Genomic DNA, 23,645 nt, shown 5'->3' with positions numbered 1-23,645 from the left:
TCGTTTCCTCGGCGGGGACGGGCACCTCGGGCGGGCACCGGTGGGGCAGGGGCGCTCCTATCCTATGGAGATCCGGAACGTGCCCGACGTATGTTCGATCACCGTGCCTCCCGCGCCCTGGCGGCGGCCACTCGGACAGGAGATCGCGCATGCCGTTGGACAGCCGCCCCGCCGTGCTCCGGGAGGCCCGCGCGGACGACGCCGAGCCCCTGACCCGCCTCTTCCTCGCCTCCCGTGCCGCCGCCATGCCGTATCTGGCGCGGGTGCACAGCGACGAGGCGACCCTCGCCTGGCTGACCCATGTGGTGCTGCCCGGTACCGATGTCCGGGTGGCCGAGATCCACGAGGGGGAGGATGTGCGGATCGCGGGCTTCCTCTCGCTGGACGGCTCCGAGCTGGAACAGCTCTACCTCGACCCCGGTCTGCGCCGCCGGGGCATCGGCTCGCTCCTGCTGGCGGCGGCCAAGGAGGCCAGCCCGGGAGGACTCACCCTGTACACCTTCCAGCGCAACACCGGGGCCCGGTCCTTCTACGAGCGCCACGGGTTCGCCGCGGTCGCGTTCGACGACGGCAGCCGCAACGAGGAGAACGAGCCGGACGTCCGGTACCGGTGGGCGCCCGGCGAGTGAAGCACCCCCGCTGAGGCCGGCCGACGGGGATCAGTGCTGCGGCCTGCCGCCGTCCCCCGCCAGGCGCGTCAGCCACTCGTGCAGCAGGCGCTGTTCGGCCTCGCTCAGGACGCCGGTGCCGTCGGGGAGGGCTGCGCGCAGCGCGCGGGCCGCCGGGGCGGGGCCGGACTCCGAGGCGGGGACCACCGGCTCCGCCCGGGTGACCGCGGCGATCATCGACTCCCGCAGGATGGTCAGCAGCGCCGGATCGCGGTGCTCCACGGGGGTGGCGTGCCAGGTGGTGACCCCGCCCTGGCCGGTGGCCCGGATGATCTGGGCGGCCAGCTCCTCGTCGACCCGCAGCCACCCCGCCGCCGCCAGCCGGCGTACCCGGCCGCGCAGGATCTCCAGGCCCGCGCGGTGCGCCGCGTCCGACGCCGAGCCGGTGGCCCTGTTCATCACGGCGAAGAGCTCGGGGCGCGAGATCCCGAACTCCACCACCATGTCCCAGCCGCGCCGCAGCTCCTCCACCGGATCCTCCGGCGCGGGGTCGAGCCGAGCGCGCTTGCTCTCCAGGAACTGTGCGTAGCCGTGCTCGGCGACCGCTTCGAGCAGCCCGTCCTTGTCGCCGAAGTGGCGGTAGATGGCCGGCGGCTGCATCCCGGCCGCGGCGGCGACCGCGCGGGTGCTCACGGCGGCGGGGCCGCCGCTCTCCAGCAGCTCGACGGCCGCCTCGATGATGCGCCGGCGGGGGTCGGCGGTGGTCTCGCGGATAGGCATGTATCGATGATATCGGGAGTTTGCTATCAGTGTGAGTTCCAGTGTTACCGTGAAAATGATTCCAGCGGAAATGCCGCTGGAAGCGCTACTGGGAACACCCCTGGGAGAGCCCTGTGATCATCGTTACCGGAGCCACCGGAAAGCTCGGCCGCCGCACCGTCGAGCGCCTGCTGGAGCGCGTCCCCGCCGACCGCCTGGGCGTCAGCGTCCGCGATCCCCGCAAGGCCGGGGACCTCGCCGCCCGCGGTGTCCGCGTCCGGCGGGGCAGCTTCGACGACCCCGCCTCGCTCGTCCACGCCTTCGAGGGCGCCGAGCAGGTGCTCCTCGTCTCCCTCGACCGCACGGGCGAGGAGTGCGTCACCGGCCACCGCGCCGCGATCGACGCCGCCGTGCGGGCCGGGGCCGGCCGCATCCTGTACACGAGCCAGACGGGCGCCGCCCACGACTCCCGCTTCCAGGCGTGCCGCGACCACGCCCGGACCGAGGACCTGCTGCGCGCCACCGGCCTGCCCTGGACCTCGCTGCGCAACGGCTTCTACGCCGCCAGCGCCCTGCAATTCCTGGAGGCCGCCCGCCACACCGGCGACATCGCCCTCCCCGCCGACGGACCCGTCGCCTGGACCGGCCACGACGATCTCGCCGAGGCCACCGCGGTGATCCTGACCGAGGAGGGCCGCTTCGAGGGGCCCACCCCGCCGCTCACCGGTCCTGCGGCGCTCGACTTCGACGCCGTCGCCGGGATGGCGGCCCAGGTCACCGGGCGGCCCTTCACCCGTACCGTCGTCCCCGGCGACGCCTTCCGCGAGCAGGTCCTGTCGCACGGCGCCCCCGTGCCGGTCGCCGACCTGCTGCTGAGCATCTTCGCGGCGGCGCGGGACGGGGAGTTCGCCGCTGTCGACCCGGCCCTCGCCGAGCTGATCGGACGGGAACCCGCCCCCTTCCGCACGCTGCTGGAACGCGCCTGGGCCGAGTAGTCCCGGCGCCGGTGCGGACACCCCGTCCGAGCTGGCACCTTTCATCGGCTTGCGCATTTACGCAAATTCCTTGCGGGCGCGGACGGCTCCGGCCGTCCGAGTCGGTCCGTCATCAAATGCCCTGCTTGTCAGCCCAGTTGGCCCGTAAGGGCAGCGCCCGCAAGGCTGCGAAGTTCTGCCGGAGTGGTGGACTCCACGTCAATTCTCTGCAACTCTCTGACCGCAAAACGCAAAAGGTCATCCCGTCAGTGCAGAAAGTCATGTACTGGCGGGGTCGCAGACTGAGCCGCGCCTCGGCCGCCCTGCGCCGAGGCAGCAGATCGGGGACAGATGAGAACGCGACGCTGGAGATGGCGGATCCTTTCCGCGACCGTCTCCACCAGCCTGATGATGGTCGCCTGGCCGGCGCTGAACGCCTCGGCCGCCGGCGGCCCGAACATCGCCGCCGGCCAACGCGCCGCCGCGAGCAGCGGGAAGTCCGCCGGGAACATAGCCGACGGACAGCAGTCCACCTACTGGGAGGGGTCGGGCAAGTCCCTGCCCCAGTGGGTGCAGAGCGACCTGGGCAAGGTCACCCGCATCGACCAGGTCACGCTGAAGCTCCCCGCCGACTGGTCGGCCCGCCGCCAGACGCTCGCCCTCCAGGGCAGCGTCGACGGCACCAGCTTCTCCACGCTGAAGACCTCGGCCTCCTACTCCTTCGCACCGGGCAGCTCCAACAAGGTCACCATCAGCTTCCCGGCCGCCCAAGCCCGCTTCGTCCGGGCCGACATCACCGCGAACACCGCCTCCGACAACGGCCAGCTCGCCGAACTGGAGGTCCGGGCGGCGGCGGAGTCCTCGGTGAACCTCGCCTCCGGGCGCCCGCTCACCGCCAGCAGCAACACCCAGACGTACATCGCGGCCAACGCGAACGACGGCAACCGGGCCAGCTACTGGGAGAGCCGCAACAACGAGTTCCCGCAGTGGCTCCAGGCCGACCTGGGCTCCTCGGTGCGCGTCGACCGCGTGGTGCTGCGGCTGCCCGACGGCTGGGAGACCCGCAGCCAGACGCTGAAGATCCAGGGCAGCGCCAACGGCTCCGACTTCACGGACCTGACGCAGGCGAAGGCGTACACCTTCAGCCCCGGCTCCGAGACGGCGACGATCACCTTCGACGCCACCACCACCCGCTACGTCCGCGTCCTGGTCACCGCCAACAGCGTCCAGCCCGGCGCCCAGGTCTCCGAGCTGGAGGTCTACGGCCCCGAGACCGGCGACACCCAGGCACCGAGCGCCCCGACGCAGCTGGCGTACACCGAACCGGCCACCGGGCAGATCAAGCTGACCTGGAAGCCCTCGACGGACGACACCGCCGTCACCGGTTACGACATCTACGCCGACAACACCCTGCTGACCAGCGTGTCCGGTGACGTCACCACGTACACCGACACCCGCCCGGCCGGCTCCACCGTCTCGTATTACGTACGGGCCAAGGACGCCGCGGGCAACGTCTCGGGCAACAGCAACACCGTCACCCGCAAGGGGGACTCCGGTGACACCCAGGCGCCCACCGCACCGGCGAACCTGAGCTTCACCGAGCCCTCCTCCGGTCAGATCAAGCTGACCTGGACGGCGTCCAGCGACAACAAGGGCGTCACCGGGTACGACATCTACGCCAACAACGTGCTGCGCAAGACCGTGGCCGGCGATGTCACCACCTACACCGACACCCAGTCCGCCGGCACCACCGTGTCGTACGTCGTACGGGCCAAGGACGCGGCGGGCAACGTCTCGGGCGACAGCAACACCGTCACCCGCAACGGCTCCACCGGCGCGGCCTCCAACCTCGCCGTCGGCAAGCCCGTCACCGCCTCCTCCGTGGTGCACACCTTCGTCGCGGAGAACGCCAACGACAACCAGCTCTCCACCTACTGGGAGGGCGCCGGCGGCAGCTACCCCAACACCCTCACGGTGAAGCTGGGCGCCAACGCCGACACCCAGAGCGTCGTCGTGAAGCTCAACCCGGACAGCAGCTGGGGGGCCAGGACCCAGAACATCCAGGTCCTCGGACGCGAGCAGAGCGCCTCGTCCTTCACCAGCCTGGTCGCCGCCAAGGACTACGCGTTCAGCCCGGGCAGCGCCAACACGGTGACGATCCCGGTCGACGCCCGGGTCGCCGACGTCCAGCTGAAGTTCACCTCCAACACCGGCGCGCCCGCCGGGCAGGTCGCGGAGTTCCAGGTGCTGGGCGCCCCGGCCCCCAACCCGAACCTCCAGGTCAGCGGCATCACCGCGAGCCCGGCCGCGCCCGTCGAGTCGGACCCGGTCACGCTCACCGCGACGGTGCGCAACACCGGCGCCGTCGCCGCACCGGCCGGCAAGCTCGAATTCCGGCTCGGTGACACCAAGGTCGCCACCGCGAACGTGGGCGCGCTCGCCGCCGGGGCCTCCGCGCAGGTCAGCGCGAACATCGGGGCGCGCGACGCGGGCACGTACACGCTGAGCGCGGTCGTCGACCCGGACAACCAGATCATCGAGCAGAACGAGACCGACAACACCTACACCAGCGCCTCCGGCCTGGTCGTCAAGCCGGTCGCCAGCTCCGACCTGGTGCCCACCGCGGTCACCACCTCGCCCTCCGCCCCGGCCCAGGGCGACAACGTCACCTTCTCCGTCGCCATCCGGAACCAGGGCACGGTGGCATCCGCCTCGGGCGCTCACGCCGTCACCGTCACCCTGCTCGACTCCAAGGGCGCCACGGTGAAGACCCTCACCGGCAGCTACAACGGCTCGATCGCCGCGGGTGCCACCAGCTCCCCGGTGAACCTGGGCTCCTGGACGGCGGCCAACGGCTCGTACACCGTGAAGACGGTGGTCGCGGACGACGCCCAGGAACTGCCGGTCAAGCGCGAGAACAACACCGTCAGCAGCTCCTTCTTCGTCGGGCGCGGCGCCAACATGCCGTACGACACCTACGAGGCGGAGGACGGCGTCACCGGCGGCGGTGCGAAGGTCGTCGGGCCGAACAGGACCGTCGGCGACATCGCGGGCGAGGCGTCGGGCCGCAAGGCGGTCACGCTGAACAGCACCGGCAACTACGTCGAATTCACCACCCGGGCCAGCACCAACACCCTGGTGACCCGCTACTCCATCCCGGACTCCGCGGGCGGCGGCGGCATCGACTCCACGCTCAGCGTCTACGTGGACGGCGCCTTCCTCAAGACGATCGACCTCACCTCGAAGTACGCCTGGCTGTACGGCGCCGAAACCGGCCCCGGCAACTCCCCGGGCTCCGGTTCACCCCGGCACATCTACGACGAGGCCAACGTGATGCTGGGCAAGACCGTCCCGGCGGGCAGCAAGATCCGGCTCCAGAAGGACGCGGCGAACAGCAGCACCTACGCGATCGACTTCGTCAGCCTGGAGCAGGCCGCCCAGATCGCCAACCCGGACCCGGCCGCCTACGCCGTTCCGGCCGGCTTCACCCATCAGGACGTCCAGAACGCCCTGGACAAGGTGCGCATGGACACCACGGGCAAGCTGGTGGGCGTCTACCTGCCCGCGGGCGACTACCAGACCGCGAGCAAGTTCCAGGTGTACGGCAAGGCCGTCAAGGTGATCGGTGCGGGGCCCTGGTACACCAGGTTCCACGCGCCCTCGACGCAGGAGAACACCGACATCGGCTTCCGGGCCGAGGCCAGTGCCAAGGGCTCGACGTTCGCCAACTTCGCGTACTTCGGGAACTACACCTCGCGCATCGACGGACCGGGCAAGGTGTTCGACTTCTCCAACGTGTCGGACATGGTCATCGACAACATCTGGAACGAGCACACGGTGTGCCTCTACTGGGGCGCCAACACCGACAACATCACCATCAAGAACTCCCGTATCCGCGACACGTTCGCCGACGGCATCAACATGACCAACGGCTCGACGGACAACCACGTCGTCAACAACGAGTCGCGGGCCACCGGTGACGACAGCTTCGCGCTGTTCTCGGCGATCGACTCCGGCGGCGCGGACATGAAGAACAACGTCTACGAGAACCTCACCTCGCTCCTGACCTGGCGCGCGGCCGGTGTGGCCGTCTACGGCGGCTACGACAACACCTTCCGCAACATCCGCATCGCGGACACCCTGGTGTACTCCGGGATCACGGTCAGCTCGCTCGACTTCGGCTACCCGATGAACGGCTTCGGGACCGGCCCGACGACGGTCGAGAACGTCTCAGTGGTCCGCTCCGGCGGTCATTTCTGGGGCACGCAGACCTTCCCCGGCATCTGGCTGTTCTCCGCCTCCAAGGTCTTCCAGGGCATCCGGATCAACCACGTCGACATCGTCGACCCGACGTACAGCGGCATCATGTTCCAGACCAATTACGTGGGAGGCCAGCCGCAGTTCCCGATCAAGGACACCATCCTGACCGACATCTCGATCTCCGGCGCCCACAAGAGCGGCGACGCGTTCGACGCCAAGTCCGGCTTCGGGCTGTGGGCCAACGAGATGCCCGAGGCCGGCCAGGGACCCGCCGTCGGTGAGGTCACCTTCAACGGGCTCAGGTTCAGCGACAACGCCCAGGACGTGAAGAACACGACGTCCACCATGAAGATCAACATCAACCCGTAGCAACCACCGCAGACAGGGGCGTCGTCCGGTTCGCCGGGCGGCGCCCCGTGCTGCGCTCACGCCGGGTTCCGCATGCGGCGTACCAATCGCTGTCAAACTTTTACGAAAACTGCGCGAGATATTGCGTTCACATGTCGACGCTGGTTGAGTGTGCCTCGCCCCGGCAGTCAGTCGGCCGAGGGCCATCCACGCTCATGCCCGAAGGGGACCATCGATGAGAAGTGCTGGGTTGCGCCGCACACGCCGTATCAGCCGTGCCTCCGCGGCTGCCCTTGTCACCGCACTTGCCCTGACCTCGCTCGCGTCCTGCGGCACGAGCAGCAGCAAGGACGACGACTCGAGCAGTTCGTCCAAGGGTTCGTCCGACCCCTCGGCTCCACTGGACCCGAAGACCAAGGTGACGATCTCCATCGACTGCATGCCGCCGGCCGCCAAGGCCGCGGAGCTGCGGGAGTGGAAGGAGGACATCAAGACGTTCAACGAGAAGTACCCGAACGTCACGATCAACGGCAAGTCCACCCCGGGCCAGTGCAACGAGCCGCCGCGCTTCACCGCCATGCTGAAGGGCAAGTCGCAGCCCGACGTCTTCTACGCCTACTTCAGCGACCTCCAGCAGGTCCTGGACAACGACGGCGCCGAGGACATCTCCGCGTACGTCAACGACAAGACCGTGCCCGCGCTGAAGGACATCCAGCCGCAGGTGGTCGACGTGGCCCGCAAGGACGGCAAGCTCTACGGCCTGCCGACCAGCAACTACACCATGGGCCTGATGATCAACCGGAAGCTGTTCAAGCAGGCCGGTCTCGACCCGAACACCCCGCCCGCCACCTGGGACGAGGTGCGCGCCGCCGCCAAGAAGATAGCGGGCCTCGGCAAGGGCATCTCCGGCTACGGCGAGTACAGCGCCGGCAACAACGGCGGCTGGCACTTCGCGGCGACGCAGTTCGGCCTCGGCGGGGACATCGTCGACGCCTCCGGCAAGAAGGCCGCCTTCAACAACGAGACCGGCAAGCAGGTCCTCCAGCAGCTGCACGACATGCGCTGGGAGGACGACAGCATGGGCAAGACCCAGCTGCTCAAGTGGGGCGACCTCCAGAAGCAGATCGCCAGCGACAAGCTGGGCATGTTCCTCGCCGCCCCCGACGACATCGCGTACATGGTGCAGCAGCTCGGCGCCCAGTACGAGACCTTCGGCCTCGGCCCCATCCCCGGCGGCAAGGGCACGCTCTTCGGCGGCAACAACTACCTGATCAAGAAGGGCAGCTCGCCCGACCAGATCAAGGCCGCCATCGCCTGGCTGAACTTCAAGAACCTCACCCCCGGCAAGGGCCAGTTCGACTGGGCCCGCACCAAGGCCGACAAGCTCCCCGTGGGCCTGCCGCAGCCGAACTTCTTCCTCGGTGAGAGCAAGACCACGGACGACGCCGCACGCGCCCAGAACGCGACGATGCCCGTCGAGAACTTCAAGGCCTTCATGGACAACCCCGTCCCCGGCAAGGCCGAGCCGCCGAAGGCCCAGGAGATCTACAAGATCCTCGACAACGCCATGTCCGGTGTTCTGACCAACAAGAACGCCGACGTCGACAAGCTGCTCTCCACCGCCGAGCAGCAGGTCAACCAGGTTCTGGCGAACCAGTAACGGACGCGCGGGGCCGGGTCACGCGAACCCGGCCCCGCATCCGGACCCCGTCCGCTACGCGCTCGTCGTACACCGGCACCGAGGAGACACCATGTCGGCCCCAACCCTGTCCCCCCGCAAGGCGACCCGGCCTCGCCCAGGACACCGAAGCTCCGCCCGCCCGGACTCCGCCCGCGAGGAGTTCGTGCGCGCCCTGCGCCGCAACATCTCAGCGCACGGCTTCCTGATCGGAGCGGTGCTCTGCTTCTCGCTCTTCTCCTGGTATCCGATGGTCCGGGAATTCATCCTGGCCTTCCAGAAGAACGAGGACGGCACCACCACCTGGGCCGGCTGGTCCAACCTCACGTACGTCTTCAACGACCCGGCCTTCTGGCAGGCATGGCGCAACACGCTGCTGTTCACCGTCCTCGCCCTGCTCCTCGGCTTCGTCGTCCCGTTCGCCGTCGCCGTCGTGCTCAACGAGTTCCGGCACGGCCAGGGATACCTGCGGCTGCTCGTCTACCTCCCCGTGATGCTGCCGCCGGTCGCCTCCGTACTGCTCTTCAAGTACTTCTACGACCCCGGCTACGGGCTCTTCAACCGCATCCTGGCCATCTTCCATCTGCCCGAACAGCAGTGGCTCCAGGACACCAGCACCTCGATGCTCTCCGTCGTCATCGCGGCGACCTGGATGAACATGGGCGGCGCCACCCTCATCTACCTCGCCGCGCTCCAGGGCATCCCCGGCGAGCTGTACGAGGCCGCCGAGCTCGACGGCGCCGGGCTGCTGCGCAAGATCTGGCACGTCACCATCCCGCAGACCCGCCTCATCCTCTCGCTGCTGCTGCTCATGCAGATCATCGCGACGATGCAGGTCTTCACCGAGCCCTTCCTGCTCACCAACGGCGCCGGGCCCGAGGGCTCCACCACCACCGTCGTCTACCTCATCTACCAGTACGCCTTCAACTTCAACAACTACGGCAGCGCGGCGGCACTCGGCCTCGTCCTGCTCGTCGTCCTCGCGGGATTCTCCGCGGTGTACGTACGACTGAGCCGCAACAGCGAAGACTAGGACGGGAGCCAAGACCATGGCATCGAACACGCTTGTCTCCCGGCGCGGGAGCACACCACGCAAGTCCGCACGGCGCAAGTCCGACGGCGGCGCCGAACGGGCCCGCCAGCGCACCCTGATCTCGCCGGCCCAGCTCGGCCGGCCGCGCGGCAGGGCCGTCTACTGGATCGTCTTCGGCCTGGTGATGATCCTGTTCACGGCGGTCTTCCTCGGCCCGCTGTACTGGATGGTCACCGGCGGTCTGAAGACCACCCAGGAAGTGGTGCAGAGCCCGCCCACGGCCTTCCCCAGCTCCATTCACACCGAGAACTACAGCCAGGCATGGACGGTCATGGACCTGTCCAAGCTGCTGTTCAACACCCTGTACTACGCCTTCGGGGCACTCGCCTTCCAGCTGATCTTCGACGTCGCCGCCGCCTACTCGCTGTCCAAGCTGCGGCCGATCTTCGGCAAGGTCATCCTCGGCATGATGCTGGCCACCCTGATGATCCCGGCCACCGTGCTCGTCGTCCCGCAGTACCTCACGGTCCTGGACGTGCCCCTGGTCCAGCGCAACCTGGTCAACTCGCCCTGGGCGATCTGGCTGCCGTCGGTCACCAACGCCTTCAACATCTTCCTGCTGAAGCGGTTCTTCGACTCCATCCCGGGCGAGCTCCTCGACGCCGCGGCCATGGACGGCGCCTCCCCCCTGCGCACCCTGCGCTCGATCATCCTGCCCATCTCCCGGCCGATCCTCGGGGTCGTCTCCATCTTCGCCGTCGTCGGCGTGTGGAAGGACTTCCTCTGGCCGATGCTCACGCTGCCCGACCCGAGCAAGCAGACTCTCAACGTGGGCATCTACTCACTGGCCAGCGGCGTCCCCGAGAACGTCCTGATCGCCGCGCTCACCATCGCGTCGATCCCGACGCTGCTGATCTTCCTGCTCTTCCAGCGCAACATCATGAGCGGTCTCACCGCGGGCGGCCTCAAGGGCTGACGCCCGCCCCACCAGCCGCCCACCCCTCAGCACTCCGCCGCCGGCTCACCCATCCTGCCCCGCCTGCCGGGCCGGCGGCGGAGTCCCACCTGCCCGAAAGGAACGTCAGTGGCAGCCAACCGTCCGTCCGAGGCCACCGCACCCTGGTGGCGCGACGCCGCCATCTACCAGATCTACGTACGCAGCTTCGCCGACGGCGACGGCGACGGCACCGGCGACCTGGCAGGGGTACGGGCCAGGCTGCCCTACCTCGTCGAACTGGGCGTGGACGCCCTCTGGTTCACCCCCTGGTACCTCTCGCCGCTGGCCGACGGCGGTTACGACGTGGCCGACTACCGTACGATCGACCCCGCGTTCGGCACCCTCGCCGAGGCCGAGAAACTCATCGCCGAGGCCCGCGAGCTGGGCATCCGCACCATCGTGGACATCGTGCCCAACCACGTATCGGACCAGCACGCCTGGTTCCGCGCCGCCCTCGAAGCCGGCTCCGGCAGCCCCGAGCGCGACCTCTTCCACTTCCGCAAGGGCCGCGGCGCGAACGGCGAGATCCCGCCCAACGACTGGGTCTCCGAATTCGGCGGCACCCCCTGGACCAGGCTGGACGACGGCGAGTGGTACCTCCACCTCTTCGCCACCCAGCAGCCCGACCTCAACTGGGCCCACCCCGCCGTCCGCCGCGAGCACGAGGACGTGCTCCGCTTCTGGTTCGAACGCGGCGTCGCCGGCGTACGCATCGACTCCGCCGCCCTGCTCGCCAAGGACCCCGCGCTCCCCGACTTCGTCATCGGCAGCGACCCGCACCCCTTCGTCGACCGCGACGAACTCCACGACATCTACCGCTCGTGGCGCGCCATCGCCGACGAGTACGACGGCGTCTTCGTCGGCGAGGTCTGGCTCCCCGACACCGAGCGCTTCGCCCGCTACCTGCGCCCGGACGAGCTGCACACCGCCTTCAACTTCAACTTCCTGGCCTGCCCCTGGGACCGGGAGAAGCTGCGGACCGCCATCGACGACACGCTCTCCGAGCACGCCTCGGTCGGCGCCCCCGCCACCTGGGTCCTCTGCAACCACGACGTCACCCGTACCGTCACCCGCTACGGCCGCGAGGAGACCGGGTTCGACTTCGCCGTCAAGGCCTTCGGCACCCCCACCGACCTCGCCCTCGGCACCCGCCGGGCCCGCGCCGCCGCCCTCCTCTCGCTGGCCCTGCCCGGCGCGGCCTACCTCTACCAGGGCGAGGAACTGGGCCTGCCCGAGGCCGACATCCCGCTCGACCGCATCCAGGACCCGATGCACTTCCGCAAGAACGGCGCCGACCCGGGCCGCGACGGCTGCCGGGTGCCCATGCCCTGGGCGGCGGGCGAACCGTACGCCGGATTCGGCGCCACCACGGAGCCCTGGCTCCCGCAGCCCGAGGGCTGGTCCGGCTACGCCGCCGACATCCAGAACGGCGACCCGGACTCCATGCTCAGCCTGTACCGCGAGGCCCTGCGGCTGCGGCGCGCCGAACCGGGCTTCGGGACCGGAGGCGAGCCCGGCATCCAGCGGCTGACCTGGCTCGGCACCGCCCCCGGCGTGCTCGCCTTCGCCAGGACCGACGGACTGCTCTGCGTCGTCAACCTGGCCGCAGAGGCCGCCGAGCTGCCCCCGCACAGCGCGGTGCTGCTCACCAGCGGACCCCTGGACGAGGCCGGCCGCCTCCCGCAGGACACGGCGGTGTGGCTGCGCGCCTGACGACGCCACGGCCGGCCGCACCCGCCGCACGGGCCGGGACGCGTGGGAGCGCGTCCAGGCCCGTGCGGCAGGTTCGCGGGCGGGCCGGGGCTGCGGCACAGTGGGCTTATGGACGCTCCTCACGATCTGAATGCCCTCGCCGCCGAGCACCTGGCCGCCGCCCGCGAGGCGCCGCACGGCCGCAGCGCCCACCTCCTGCTCCACCAGGACCCGCTGCGGCAGACCGTCATCGCGCTCACCTCGGGCTCCGCGCTCGACGAGCACAACGCCCCGCCCGCCGCCTCGCTCCAGGTCCTGCGCGGCTCCGTCCGGCTCACCGCCGCCTCCGGCGACGTCGAGCTGACACCCGGACGGCTCCACCCGATCCCGCAGGAGCGGCACGGGCTGCTCGCCCTGGAGGACGCGGTCGTACTCCTCACCGCCGTCAACCCCTGACACCCCCTTGTGAGAGCGCTCTCAGAGTAGGCAGGATGGGCCGGTGACCTCGCTTCCCGGCCTCCGGCCCTACCGCCCCGAAGACAGCGCCGCCCTCTCCGACATCTGCATCCGCACCGCCGCGGGCGGCGGCGACGCCCGGGACATCTACCCGGACCACGACCTGGTGCCGTCCATCTTCGCCACGCCCTACGCCGAGCTGGAACCTGACCTCGCCTTCGTCCTCGACGACGGCACGGGCCGCGCGGTCGGCTACATCCTCGGCACCGCCGACACGCCCCGCTTCGTGAAGGAGTACCGCGAGAGCTGGCTGCCCGGGGTCGCGGACCGCTACCCGCTGCCCGAGGGCCCGCCGCTGACCCCCGCCGACGAGATGACCGCTCTCCTGCACAACCCGGAGCGCATGGTCCTGCCCGAACTCGCCGGCCACCCCGCCCACCTGCACATCGACCTGCTGCCCGACTGGCAGCGCAAGGGGTACGGGAAGGGGCTGATGCACACCTTCCTCGCGGCCCTGAACGCCAAGGGGGTCGAGGGCGTCCATCTGTCCATGCTCACCTCCAACACGCCGGCCAGGGCCTTCTACGACCGCCTCGGCTTCACCGAGATACACGTCCCCGACCCCGGCCCCGTCAGCTACCTCGTACGCGGCACGAAGGTGGATTCGTAGGCCCGTCGCCGCTCCGGAGGGTGCGGCCCGCGATTGCTGGGAAGGTACTGGTCGACCGCCGCCGCCGGGCGGCGGATTCCGGCTGGGAGGCGTGTGACGTGAACGAGCGGACCCTGTGGCAATTCACCGACGACCGGGGGCAGTTGTCGGCAACCGGCGAGCGCCCGCAACGGGTGCTCGCGTACATCCAGGCCGGTGCGACCCTGTGGGACCACGGGATACGCCCCGCCGGGCTCTTCGGCTCCGGCCACGACGACCCGGCCGCACCCGACCCCGCGAAGACCGGGTCGCTCCCCCTGGACCAGATCGCGTACGCCGGTGCCGGGACCACCCTGGACGTGGACGCCTTACTGCGCTGCGCACCGGACCTCGTCGTCGCCGTCAGCTACGGCGGCGGCCAGGTCTACGGCCTGGACCCGGAGACCGCCAAGCACCTGGAGGGCCACGTCCCGGTCGTCGTCATCGACGTCGGCCAGGCGCGCACCCTCGCCGAGATCGGCGACCGGTTCGCCGAGCTGGCCCGCTCGCTCGGCGCCGAGGAACCGGCGTCGGCGACCCGGGAACTGGACGCCGCCCGGGACCGCCTGCGCGCCCTCACCGCGGGCCCGGACCGGGCGAGGGTCCTCGCCCTGTCCCCGGCGGACCAGGACCAGGCCTACCTGGCCCGCCCCCGCATGTGGCCCGAGCTCCGGGTCCTCGCCGACCTCGGCGTCGGCCTGATCGAACCCGCCGAGGGCCCCGGGGCCAACTGGTCCACGGCCGGCTGGACCGAGGCCGCCGCCCTGCGCCCCGATGTCGTCCTCGCCGACATCCGGGTCAACGCGATCCCGCTCGCCGAGCTGCGCGACAACGCCGAGTGGGCGGCCGTCGCCGCGACGGCCCGGGTGGTCCCGTGGAATCCGGAACCGGTGTGCAGCGCCCACGCGCACGCCCGGTTCCTGGAGCTGGTCGCCGACGCGCTGGACGCTCCGGACACGGCCTGAGGCCCCGGATCGGCCGGGGTCGTACGGTGGGCCGGATGTTCCGTCAGCCCTCCGTCGCACCCCGGGAGACCCCGCCCTCATGCCCGACCGCCCCGACTTCCTGGTCATCGGTGAATGCGTCGCCGACATCGTCCGCGTCCCGGACGCCCCCGACCGGGTGCACCCAGGGGGCAGCCCGGCCAACCTGGCGTACGGCCTGGCCAGGCTCGGGCACGACGCGGAGCTGCTGACCCAGCTGGGGCGGGACGACAACGGTCGGCTGATCCGCGCACACCTCACCGGGGCGGGCGTCGAGGTGCTGACGGACGGAGCCCCCGGCCCCACGCCGTCGGCCGTCGTCACCCTGGACGGCGAGGGCCGCGCCGCGTACGCGTTCGACATCGCCTGGACGCTCGGGCAGGTCGCCCTCGACCGGCGGCCCCGGCACGTCCACACCGGGTCGATCGCGGCGGTGACCGAACCCGGGGCGGCCACGGTGCTCGCCGCCGTCGAGTCGCTGCGGACGGCCGCCACCGTCAGCTACGACCCCAATGTGCGGCCCGCGCTGATGGGCGACCACGCCACCGCCGTGCGCCGGGTCGAGCGGTGCGTGGGCCTCAGCGACGTCGTCAAGGCCAGCGACGAGGACCTGGACTGGCTGTATCCCGGCCAGGACCCGGCCGAGGCCGCCCGTCGCTGGCTCGGCTCCGGCCCCGCCCTCGTCCTCGTCACCCGGGGCGGGGACGGCGCCACGGCGGTCCTGCCCGGCGGCCAGGTGGACATCGGCGCGCTCCCCGCCGAGGTCGTGGACACGGTGGGCGCGGGGGACGCCTTCATGTCCGGCACCCTGCACGCGCTCGCCGCCCACGGCCTGCTCGGCGCGTCCGGCCGGAAGCGGCTGCGCTCCCCGGAGCGGGGCACGGTGAGCGACGTACTGCGCCACGCGGCGGCCTCGGCGGCGGTGACGGTCGCCCGGGCCGGCGCGAACCCGCCGGACGAGACGGAGCTGCGCGAGGCGCTGGGGCTGGGCTGACATCCGGTCGGGACCGCACCCTCGACGGCCTCCGACGCGTTCCCCTTGCGAAGGACCGACGACGCAGGGGAGGGCCGGGGCATGGTGCGGGACACGGGGACGGCGACCGTGGTGACGGGGCTGGGGCTGATCACCCCCGCGGGCGACGACGAGCGCTCCTTCTGGGCCGGGCTGTGCGCGGGCCGCTCCACGGCCCGGCCCTGCGAGGAACTGGCCGGACTGCCCGCCGACTTCGCCTGCCGGGCCGACCGGACCGATCTGGACGAGGCCATCGGGGGCCGCGCCGGCTGGCGGATGGCGCGGTTCGCGAAGATGGCCCTGGTCGCCGCGCGCCGGGCCGTCGCCGACGCCGGGCTGCGCCCGGACCGCTGGGCCGCCGGCCGGGTGGGCGTCGTGCTCGGCGTCGGCGTCGGCGGGGTCTCCGCCCTCGTGGACAACGTCCGCCGGTTCGACGGCGGCGGCGCGCAGGCCGTCTCGCCGCTCCTCGCGCCGATGATGATGCCCAACGCGGCGGCCGGCGAGATCGCCATCGACCTGGGCGCCCACGGCCCCAGCCTGGCCCCGGCCACCGCCTGCGCCTCGGGCGCCACCGCCCTCGCCACCGCGCACGACCTCCTGGCCACCGGCCGCTGCGACCTCGTCGTCGCGGGCGGCGCGGAATCCGTCCTGACGCCCCTGGTCGCCGCGGCCTTCGCCCAGCTGGGCGCGCTGTCCACCCGCACCGGCGACCCGGCCGCCGCATCCCGCCCCTTCGCGCCCGACCGCGACGGCTTCGTCCTCGGCGAGGGCGCCGGCGTGCTCGTCCTGGAACGCGGCGCGCACGCGGCGGCCCGGGGCGCCCGGGTGCGGGCCGTGCTCGCCGGGACCGGGGCCGCCACGGACGCCCACCACCCGACCGCGCCCGACCCCGGCGGCCACGGCGCACGGCGCGCCGTCGAGGCCGCCCTGGACGCGGCGGGCTGGGCCGCCCATGACGTCGGCCACGTCAACGCGCACGGCACCTCGACCCCGCTGAACGACGCGATGGAGGCCGAGCTGATCGCCGGGCTCTTCCCGCACCGGCCCCCGGTCACCGCCCCGAAGGGCGTCCTCGGGCACACGCTGGCCGCCGCCGGCGCGATCGAGGCCGCCGCCACCGTGCTCACCCTCGAACACGGGGTCGTCCCGCCGGTCGCCAACCTGGACGCGCCGCCCGCCGACTGGGACATCGACTGCGTCACCAAGGAGCCGCGCCGCCTGCGCGTCGAGCGGGCCGTCAGCCACTCCTTCGGCTTCGGCGGGCACAACGTCGCCCTCTGCTTCGAACGGGTTCGCCCCTCCGGCCGGTGAACATCTGCACGAGCGCGGTGTCCTGACCGTACGCCGGTCGTTCAGCCTTGTATGACCACCACGCTCACCGGCGCCGATCCCCTCGCGCGCCCGCTCACCTCCGTACTCCTCGGCGCCGATGCCCGCCGCGAGCACGGCTTCTGGCGGCGGCTCGTCGCCACCGAACCGTTCCGGCTGCCGCCCGGCCCTGCCGCCGGCGGCACCCCGGACGAACGGCTCGCCCGCGCGTACGCACGACTGCGCACCCTCAACGACTCCCTGGACAGCGCCGCCCGCCCGGCCTCCGACTTCCGGGCGCTGGCGGCCCTGCACGAGTGGCTCGCCCCGGTCGACCCGGCGCTCGCCACCATCGCGGGCATCCACTACAACCTCTTCCTCGGCAGCCTCCTGGACCACATCGCCGACAGCCCCCGCGACCTGTCGGACTTCCTGGCGCTGCGGCGTACCGGAACCTTCCTGTGTACGGAGGTGGCGCACGGCAACGACGCGGCGGCCGTCGAGACGACCGCCTCCTACGACCCCGTACGCGACGGATTCGTGCTGCACACCCCGCACTGCGGGGCGCAGAAGTTCATGCCCAACACCGGGCAGCCCGGCGGCCCCAAGACGGGGCTCGTCGCCGCGCGGCTGCTGGCCGGCGGGGCCGACCGGGGGGTGTTCCTGCTGCTTGTGCCGCTCACCGACGCCACCGGGCCGCTGCCGGGCGTACGGGTGCGCAGGCTGCCCGCCCGCATGGGCAGCCCCGTCGACCACAGCCTCACCTCGTTCGACCACGTCTTCGTGGGACGCGAGGCGCTGCTGACGGGCCCGCAGGGGCGGATCGACGACGACGGGGAGTTCCGCAGCGCCATCGAGGGCCGCAGGCGCCGCTTCCTCGCCTCCATCGCCCGGGTCGTCACCGGCAGGATCTCCATGAGCGCCAGCGCCGTCGGCTCCGCGCGAGCCACGCTGGCCGTCGCGGTGCGGTACGGCGGCCACCGCCAGGTCTCCGCCGGACGCGGGGCGCGGCTGCCGGTGCTCGCGTACCGCACCCACCACGGGCCGCTCGCCGAAGCCATGGCCACGGTCTTCGCCATGAGCCTGCTGCACCGCCGCGTCCTGGACCGCTGGGAGGCGGCCCAGGCGGGGCCCGAGGCCGGGCGGGAGGCGGCCGAGCGCCTTGTGGACATCGCCAAGGGCTGGATCACCTGGCAGGCCAGGGCGGTGATCGTGGAGTCCCGGGAACGCTGCGGCGCCCAGGGCCTCCTGGAGAACAACGGGATGGCCGCGCTCGTCACCGGCGTCGAGGGCGCCATCACCGCCGAGGGCGACAACCTCGCCGTCCACGCCAGGGCCGCCGCCGCCCTGCTCGCCGACCGCCCCGCGTACGAGCCCGCCGCCCCGGCCCACGGCGACCTCACCGACCTCCGGTTCCTGGTCCGGCTCCTGGGGTGCGCCGAGGAGCTGTGGTTCGCGCGCGCCGGGGCCCGGGCGGCCGGGATGGCGCACGGCGACCCGCTGGGCCGCTGGAACGCGGCGGCGGGCCCGGCGCTGCGCGGGGTCGAGGCGCACGCCTGCCGGCAGGCGGCCGAGGCGTACGCGGAGGCCGTCGAGGCGCTGCCCGCCGGGGCGGACCGGGACCGGCTCGGCGAGCTGGCCCGGCTGTTCGCCCTGGGCCGGGTCGCGCGCGACAGCGGTGACCTGCTCGCGGCCGGCCATCTGAGCACCAGTCAGGCGGAGGCGCTGACGGACCACACGGAACGGCTCATCGAGGCGGTGGCCCCCCACCTCCCGGGGCTCGCCGACTCCTTCGCCTTCCCCGACGAGTTGCTCGCCGACTGGCCGATCACCGGCGCCGGTTACGCCGAGGCGTACGACGATCCGGAGGCCCACTGGCACATGGAGGCGGGCCGATGAGGGGCACTCGGACACGCCGTGCGGCACGGGCCGTGCGGGGGCTCGGGGCGGGGGCCGTCCTCCTCGCCTACTGGACGACCGTCGCCGTGTTCGCGCGATGGTCCGGGGCGTCCCGGACGGGCGTTGGCGAATCGGTTCGCCGCAAGGCGTAACCGGAGCGACGCTGCTCAGTTGTTCCGGCGTCGGGGCCGTGCGCGCCGGCGCCGGGCACCCCGCCGGATGGGCATGAGGAAAGGGAGACCATGAGCACGATCCACCCCCGCATCACCGATGTACTCAGCCGTACCTTCAAGGTGCCCGTGGCCGAGATCCTTCCGGACTCCACGATGGACAGCCTGGACATGGACTCCCTCGCGGCCGCCGAGTTCGCCGTCGTCCTCCGGGAGACCACCGGGGTCGAGCTGGACACCGGCGCCCTGACCCGGGGGACCACTCTCGCCGAGCTCACGGCCCACCTCCACGCGTCGGCCGGCGTCCGATGAGGACACCGGCCATCGCCGTCACCGGGCTCGGCATGATCACCCCGGTCGGCAACGACACCGAGTCCACCTGGCAGGGGGTGTGCGCCGCCGTGAGCCCGGCGCGCACCGTTCCCGCGCTCGCCGGGTGCGCGATCGGCTTCGCCTGCGTGGTCGACGGCATCGACCTGGACGCCGAGATCGGCCGTCGTACCGCCTTCCGGATGGGCCGGTACGTCAAGTTCGCCGTCCTGGCCGCCCGGGAGGCCGTCGCCGACGCCGGGCTCGACCCGGCCGGCTGGGACGGCAGCCGCGTCGCGGTCGTCGTCGGCACCAGCAGCGGGGGCTCCGCGCACCTCACCGACCAGGCGCTGGTCCTGGAGCGGAAGGGCCCGGAGGCGACCTCGCCCGCCGGGGTCCTGCTGACCATCCCCAACATGCCCGCCGCCGAGATCGCGATCGAGATGCGGGCCACCGGCCCCAGCATGGCCCCCTGCACGGCCTGCTCGTCCGGCGTCACCGCGCTGTCCGTCGCCCGCGACCTGCTGGCCTCCGGGCAGTGCGACGTGGCCATCGCGGGGGCGACCGAGTCGACGCTCTTCCCGATCGCCATGACCGGCTTCGCCCGGTCCGGGGCCGCCGCCCTCGCGGACGGCGACCTGTCCCGGCTCAGCCGGCCCTTCGCCGCCGACCGCGCCGGACTCGTCATGGGTGAGGGCGCCGCCGTCATGGTGCTGGAACGCGCCGCCGACGCGGAGGCCAGGGGCGCCGAACCCCGGGCCCTGCTCGCCGGCACCGGCGCCACCACGGACGCCCACCACCCCACCAGCCCGCACCCCGACGGGCGGATCGCCCGGGCCGCCGTCGAGGCCGCCCTGCGCGACGCGGGCTGGCGGGCCGACGAGGTGGAGCACGTCAACGCGCACGGCACCGCGACCCTGCGCAACGACGCCGCCGAGGCCGCGCTGATCAGCCGGGTGTACCCGCACCGCCCGCCCGTCACCGCCCCCAAGGGCGTGCTCGGGCACTGCATGGGCGCGGCCGGGGCGATCGAGGCGGGGCTGACGATCCTCACCCTCCAGCGCGGGGTGATCCCGCCGGTCGCCAACCTGGACGCACCCGCGCCCGGGTTCGACATCGACTGCGTCACCAAGGTGCCGCTGGTACGGCCCGTCCGCCGGGCCGTCAGCCACTCCTTCGGCTTCGGCGGGCACAACGCGGTGGTGGCCCTGCAACGTCCATGAGCCCCTGGGGGCGGCTCTGAGCTGCGCGGACGCCCGTGATAGCTTCCCCGGAGCCAGTCGAACTCCACGTAGGGGTCAGGGAATCCGGTGCGAATCCGGAACTGACGCGCAGCGGTGAGGGGGACGGGCGGGGCCACGGCCACTGGGAGACCCGGCGTCTCCCGGGAAGGCGTCCCGCCCGGACGAACCCGAGTCCGAAGACCTGCTGGCGACCGCCGTCCGGGACCGGGCGGCGGACCGTACAGCGGGCCCCGCGCATGGGCCCAGAGACGCCGAGGTATACCCCGTGCCGTTCATAGGCCCCGTCCGTTCCGCCGCCCTGCTCACCACGGCACTCCTGCTGCTGACGGCCTGCGGGGGGTCCCCGTCCGAGAAGGCCGACGCAGCGGGCAAGGCGGACGGCTATCCGGTCACGCTCAAGAACTGCGGGCGCACCGTCACCGTGAACGCCGCACCCCGGCGCGCGGTCTCCGTCGACCAGGGCACGACGGAGATCCTGCTCTCGCTCGGTCTCCAGGACCGGATCGCCGCCACCGCCACCTGGACGGACCCGGTGATGAAGGGCCTGGAGAAGGCCAACGCGGGCGTGAAGAGGATCGCCGACAACCGGCCCTCCTCCGAGAAGGTCCTCGACCAGGAGCCCGACTTCGTCGCCGCCGACTTCGAGTCGACCCTCGCCAAGGGCGGCGTCGCCCCGCGCGAGCAGTTCGAGAAGCTGGGCGTCCCCACCTATGTCGCGCCCGCCGACTGCACCGCCAAGGACAACACCAAGGACGGCGACGGCGTCCGCACCGGCGCCCTCACCATGGACAGCGTCTACACCGAAGTGCGCGAGCTGGCCCGGGTGTTCGGCGTGCCGGAGCGCGGCGAGAAGCTGGTCGCGCGGCTCCAGGACCGTATCCGGAAGGCCGCCGACGGCATCGACGCGTCCGGCACCTCCGTCATGTACTGGTTCGCCAACTCCGAGTCCCCCTATCTGGCGGGCTGCTGCGGGGCGCCCGGCATCATGACCCGGGAGCTGGGCCTGAAGAACGCCTTCGACGACACGCACGACGAATGGCCCCAGATCAACTGGGAGACCGTCGCCGACCGCAACCCGGACGTCCTCGTCATCGGCGACCTCACCCGCAAGTCCCAGACCGCCGAGAGCGCCGCCGGGAAGATCGCCTTCCTGGAGTCCAACCCGGTCACGAAGAAGATGGACGCCGTACGCCACAAGCGCTACGTCCTGCTCAGCGGCCAGGCCATGAACCCGACCATCCGCACGGTCGAGGGCGTGGAGCTGGTGGCCGCCGGGCTGCGCGACTTCGGGCTCGCGGGGTGACGGCCACCGACCGGCTCACCGCCCCACCCGACGAGGCGCCTCCCGCAAAGACCCCGGATGCCGCACGCCTCCGGCTGCGCGGACTGCGCGGCGGCCTCCTGTGGACCGGCGGCCTCGTGCTGCTCGCCCTGTCCGTCGCGGTCGCCGTCACCATCGGACCGGCCCGGATCTCCGTCATGGACGTCTGGTCCGCCGTCGCCGCCCACCTCGGCATCGGCGAGGTCCGGCTCAGCCCGATCCGCGACGGCATCATCTGGAACCTGCGCATGCCGCGTACGCTGCTCGCCGCCGTCTGCGGGGCGGGACTCGCGGTCTGCGGGACCGTCATGCAGTCCCTGTTGCGCAACCCGCTGGCCGACCCCTTCGTCCTCGGCGTCTCCTCCGGCGCGTCCACCGGCGCGGTCCTGGTCGTCGTGCTCGGCGTCGGCGGGGGAGCGGTGACGCTGCCGGCCGGGGCGTTCATCGGAGCGCTCTGCTCCTTCGCGCTGGTGATGCTGCTCAGCCACACCCTGGGCGGCTCCACCGACCGGGTCGTGCTCTCCGGCGTCGCCGCCATGCAGTTGTTCTCGGCGCTGACCTCGTTCGTCGTCATGACGGCCGCCGACGCCGAGCAGACCCGGGGCGTGCTGTTCTGGCTGCTCGGCTCGCTCGGCGGGGTCGGCTGGACCGATGTGTGGGTCTGCTCCGCCGTCCTCGCCGTCAGCCTGCTGATCTGCCTGGGCCACGCCCGTACGCTCGACGCCTTCGCCTTCGGGCAGGACGCGGCCGCCGCCCTCGGGGTGAACGTCGCCCGCGTGCGGACCGTGCTGCTCTGCACGACCGCGCTGCTCACCGCCGCGCTCGTCAGCTCGGCCGGGGCCATCGGCTTCGTCGGGCTGGTCCTGCCGCACGCCGCCCGCGCCCTCACCGGCTCGGGCCACCGCAGGCTGCTGCCGGTCACCGCGCTCGCCGGGGCCGTCTTCCTCGTCTGGGTCGACACGCTCGCCCGGACCGTCCTCGACCCCCAGGAGGTCCCGGTGGGCGTCGTCACCGCCCTCATCGGCGTGCCCGCCTTCGTCGCCGTCCTCTACCGCACCAGGCGGCCCGCATGACCGGGACGACGGCCGAGGGCCTGCGGGCCGAACGGGTCGCCCGGGAAGCCGGCGGCCGCCTCCTCCTGGACGGCGTGACCCTCGCCCCGGAGCCCGGCACCACCGTGGGCCTCATCGGCCCCAACGGCTCCGGCAAGTCCACGCTGCTGCGCATCCTCGCCGGGGTCCTCGCCCCGCACACGGGCGTCGTCACGCTGGACGGCGAACCGCTGCCCGGCGTCGGCCGCCGCGCGGTGGCCCAGCGGGTCGCGGTGGTCGACCAGCACGCCGCCACCCAGGACGAGCTGAGCGTCCTGGACGTCGTACGCCTGGGCCGCATCCCGCACCGGCGCGCCTGGTCGGCACCGACGGAGGCGGACGCGGCGGCGGTGGACGAGGCGCTGGAGCGTACCGGGCTCACCGGCCGGCGCGACCAGTCCTGGCACACGCTGTCCGGCGGGGAGCGCCAGCGCGTCCAGATCGCCCGCGCGCTCGCCCAGCGACCGCGCGAACTCCTCCTGGACGAACCGACCAACCATCTGGACATCCAGCACCAGCTGGAACTGCTCGCCCTGGTCGCCTCGCTCCCGCTGACCGCCGTCGTCGCCCTGCACGACCTCAATCTGGCCGCCATGTTCTGCGACCGGATCGTGGTGCTGAGCGGCGGGCGGGCGGTTGCGGGCGGGACCCCCGCGCAGGTCGTCACCGAGGAGCTGATCGAGGACGTCTACCGGGTGCGGTCCGTCGTCACCCCGGACGGCCCGCAGGGGCGGCCCTCGGTGCGCTTCCTGCCCTGACGGCCCGGGGCACACGAGAGGGCGGACCCGTCGGGCGGGTCCGCCCTTCGCTTGTGG

The 23,645-nt window shown here is 72.2% G+C and carries 19 protein-coding genes and 1 riboswitch; of the genes, 18 read left to right on the top strand and 1 reads right to left on the bottom strand.

The annotated features are described in order from the left end of the window. Nucleotides 1-149 precede the first annotated feature (149 nt). A complete protein-coding gene (locus ACIQZN_RS10890) occupies nt 150-629 on the top strand; it encodes a GNAT family N-acetyltransferase (RefSeq protein WP_403990532.1) in 480 nt (159 codons plus the stop codon). Nucleotides 630-659: 30 nt separating this feature from the next. Here ACIQZN_RS10890 and ACIQZN_RS10885 read toward each other — a convergent pair whose 3' ends face one another. Beyond that, entirely contained in the window at nt 660-1,388 is a 729-nt protein-coding gene (locus ACIQZN_RS10885) for a TetR/AcrR family transcriptional regulator (protein ID WP_403990529.1), read from the bottom strand. A gap of 113 nt (nt 1,389-1,501) precedes the next feature. Here ACIQZN_RS10885 and ACIQZN_RS10880 point away from each other — a divergent pair, with 113 nt between their 5' ends. The 17 genes from ACIQZN_RS10880 to ACIQZN_RS10800 all read left to right on the top strand — a co-directional run bounded on the left by ACIQZN_RS10880 (nt 1,502) and on the right by ACIQZN_RS10800 (nt 23,588). Further along, a complete protein-coding gene (locus ACIQZN_RS10880; protein ID WP_403990526.1) occupies nt 1,502-2,362 on the top strand; it encodes an SDR family oxidoreductase in 861 nt (286 codons plus the stop codon). Between the two features lie 330 nt (nt 2,363-2,692). Continuing rightward, nucleotides 2,693-6,970 (top strand): discoidin domain-containing protein, encoded by a 4,278-nt coding sequence (locus tag ACIQZN_RS10875; RefSeq protein ID WP_403990523.1) that lies wholly within the window; start codon nt 2,693-2,695, stop codon nt 6,968-6,970. Between the two features lie 214 nt (nt 6,971-7,184). Next, the gene (locus tag ACIQZN_RS10870; RefSeq protein ID WP_330310933.1) at nt 7,185-8,609 is read left to right on the top strand and encodes an extracellular solute-binding protein; all 1,425 of its coding nucleotides are present in this window, start codon (nt 7,185-7,187) and stop codon (nt 8,607-8,609) included. A gap of 91 nt (nt 8,610-8,700) precedes the next feature. Beyond that, nucleotides 8,701-9,660 carry a carbohydrate ABC transporter permease gene (locus tag ACIQZN_RS10865; RefSeq protein ID WP_403990520.1) on the top strand — a complete coding sequence of 320 codons (960 nt, stop codon included), beginning with the start codon at nt 8,701-8,703 and terminating at the stop codon, nt 9,658-9,660. A gap of 16 nt (nt 9,661-9,676) precedes the next feature. After that, nucleotides 9,677-10,636 (top strand): carbohydrate ABC transporter permease, encoded by a 960-nt coding sequence (locus ACIQZN_RS10860; RefSeq protein WP_403990517.1) that lies wholly within the window; start codon nt 9,677-9,679, stop codon nt 10,634-10,636. 108 nt (nt 10,637-10,744) lie between these two features. Next, nucleotides 10,745-12,370, top strand: coding sequence for a glycoside hydrolase family 13 protein (locus tag ACIQZN_RS10855; RefSeq protein ID WP_403990514.1), 1,626 nt, complete (start codon nt 10,745-10,747; stop codon nt 12,368-12,370). A 108-nt stretch (nt 12,371-12,478) separates the two neighbouring features. Beyond that, nucleotides 12,479-12,805, top strand: a complete 327-nt coding sequence (locus ACIQZN_RS10850; RefSeq protein WP_164641183.1) for a cupin — start codon at nt 12,479-12,481, stop codon at nt 12,803-12,805. 43 nt (nt 12,806-12,848) lie between these two features. Further along, entirely contained in the window at nt 12,849-13,475 is a 627-nt protein-coding gene (locus ACIQZN_RS10845) for a GNAT family N-acetyltransferase (protein ID WP_403990511.1), read from the top strand. Nucleotides 13,476-13,573: 98 nt separating this feature from the next. Further along, nucleotides 13,574-14,458 (top strand): ABC transporter substrate-binding protein, encoded by an 885-nt coding sequence (locus tag ACIQZN_RS10840; protein ID WP_403990508.1) that lies wholly within the window; start codon nt 13,574-13,576, stop codon nt 14,456-14,458. A gap of 79 nt (nt 14,459-14,537) precedes the next feature. After that, entirely contained in the window at nt 14,538-15,470 is a 933-nt protein-coding gene (locus tag ACIQZN_RS10835; protein WP_403990505.1) for a carbohydrate kinase, read from the top strand. Nucleotides 15,471-15,551: 81 nt separating this feature from the next. Further along, a complete protein-coding gene (locus ACIQZN_RS10830) occupies nt 15,552-16,799 on the top strand; it encodes a beta-ketoacyl-[acyl-carrier-protein] synthase family protein (protein ID WP_403990502.1) in 1,248 nt (415 codons plus the stop codon). Nucleotides 16,800-16,850: 51 nt separating this feature from the next. Continuing rightward, entirely contained in the window at nt 16,851-18,695 is a 1,845-nt protein-coding gene (locus tag ACIQZN_RS10825; RefSeq protein WP_403990499.1) for an acyl-CoA dehydrogenase, read from the top strand. A gap of 242 nt (nt 18,696-18,937) precedes the next feature. Beyond that, nucleotides 18,938-19,177, top strand: coding sequence for an acyl carrier protein (locus ACIQZN_RS10820; protein ID WP_403990496.1), 240 nt, complete (start codon nt 18,938-18,940; stop codon nt 19,175-19,177). Beyond that, nucleotides 19,174-20,397 (top strand): beta-ketoacyl-[acyl-carrier-protein] synthase family protein, encoded by a 1,224-nt coding sequence (locus ACIQZN_RS10815; protein WP_403990494.1) that lies wholly within the window; start codon nt 19,174-19,176, stop codon nt 20,395-20,397. Before ACIQZN_RS10820 ends, ACIQZN_RS10815 begins: the two co-directional genes overlap by 4 nt. A gap of 37 nt (nt 20,398-20,434) precedes the next feature. Continuing rightward, nucleotides 20,435-20,622, top strand: a riboswitch (cobalamin riboswitch). A gap of 61 nt (nt 20,623-20,683) precedes the next feature. Beyond that, the gene (locus tag ACIQZN_RS10810) at nt 20,684-21,721 is read left to right on the top strand and encodes an ABC transporter substrate-binding protein (RefSeq protein WP_403990491.1); all 1,038 of its coding nucleotides are present in this window, start codon (nt 20,684-20,686) and stop codon (nt 21,719-21,721) included. Nucleotides 21,722-21,795: 74 nt separating this feature from the next. Further along, a complete protein-coding gene (locus tag ACIQZN_RS10805) occupies nt 21,796-22,812 on the top strand; it encodes a FecCD family ABC transporter permease (RefSeq protein WP_403990869.1) in 1,017 nt (338 codons plus the stop codon). After that, nucleotides 22,809-23,588, top strand: coding sequence for an ABC transporter ATP-binding protein (locus tag ACIQZN_RS10800; protein WP_403990488.1), 780 nt, complete (start codon nt 22,809-22,811; stop codon nt 23,586-23,588). Before ACIQZN_RS10805 ends, ACIQZN_RS10800 begins: the two co-directional genes overlap by 4 nt. Nucleotides 23,589-23,645: the final 57 nt, after the last annotated feature.

Source organism: Streptomyces sp. NPDC097595, from assembly GCF_044761525.1.
GTDB lineage: Bacteria > Actinomycetota > Actinomycetes > Streptomycetales > Streptomycetaceae > Streptomyces > Streptomyces drozdowiczii_A.
The sequence above is the reverse complement of the archived record's forward strand: the minus strand, read 5'-3'. Positions and strand labels throughout refer to the sequence as shown.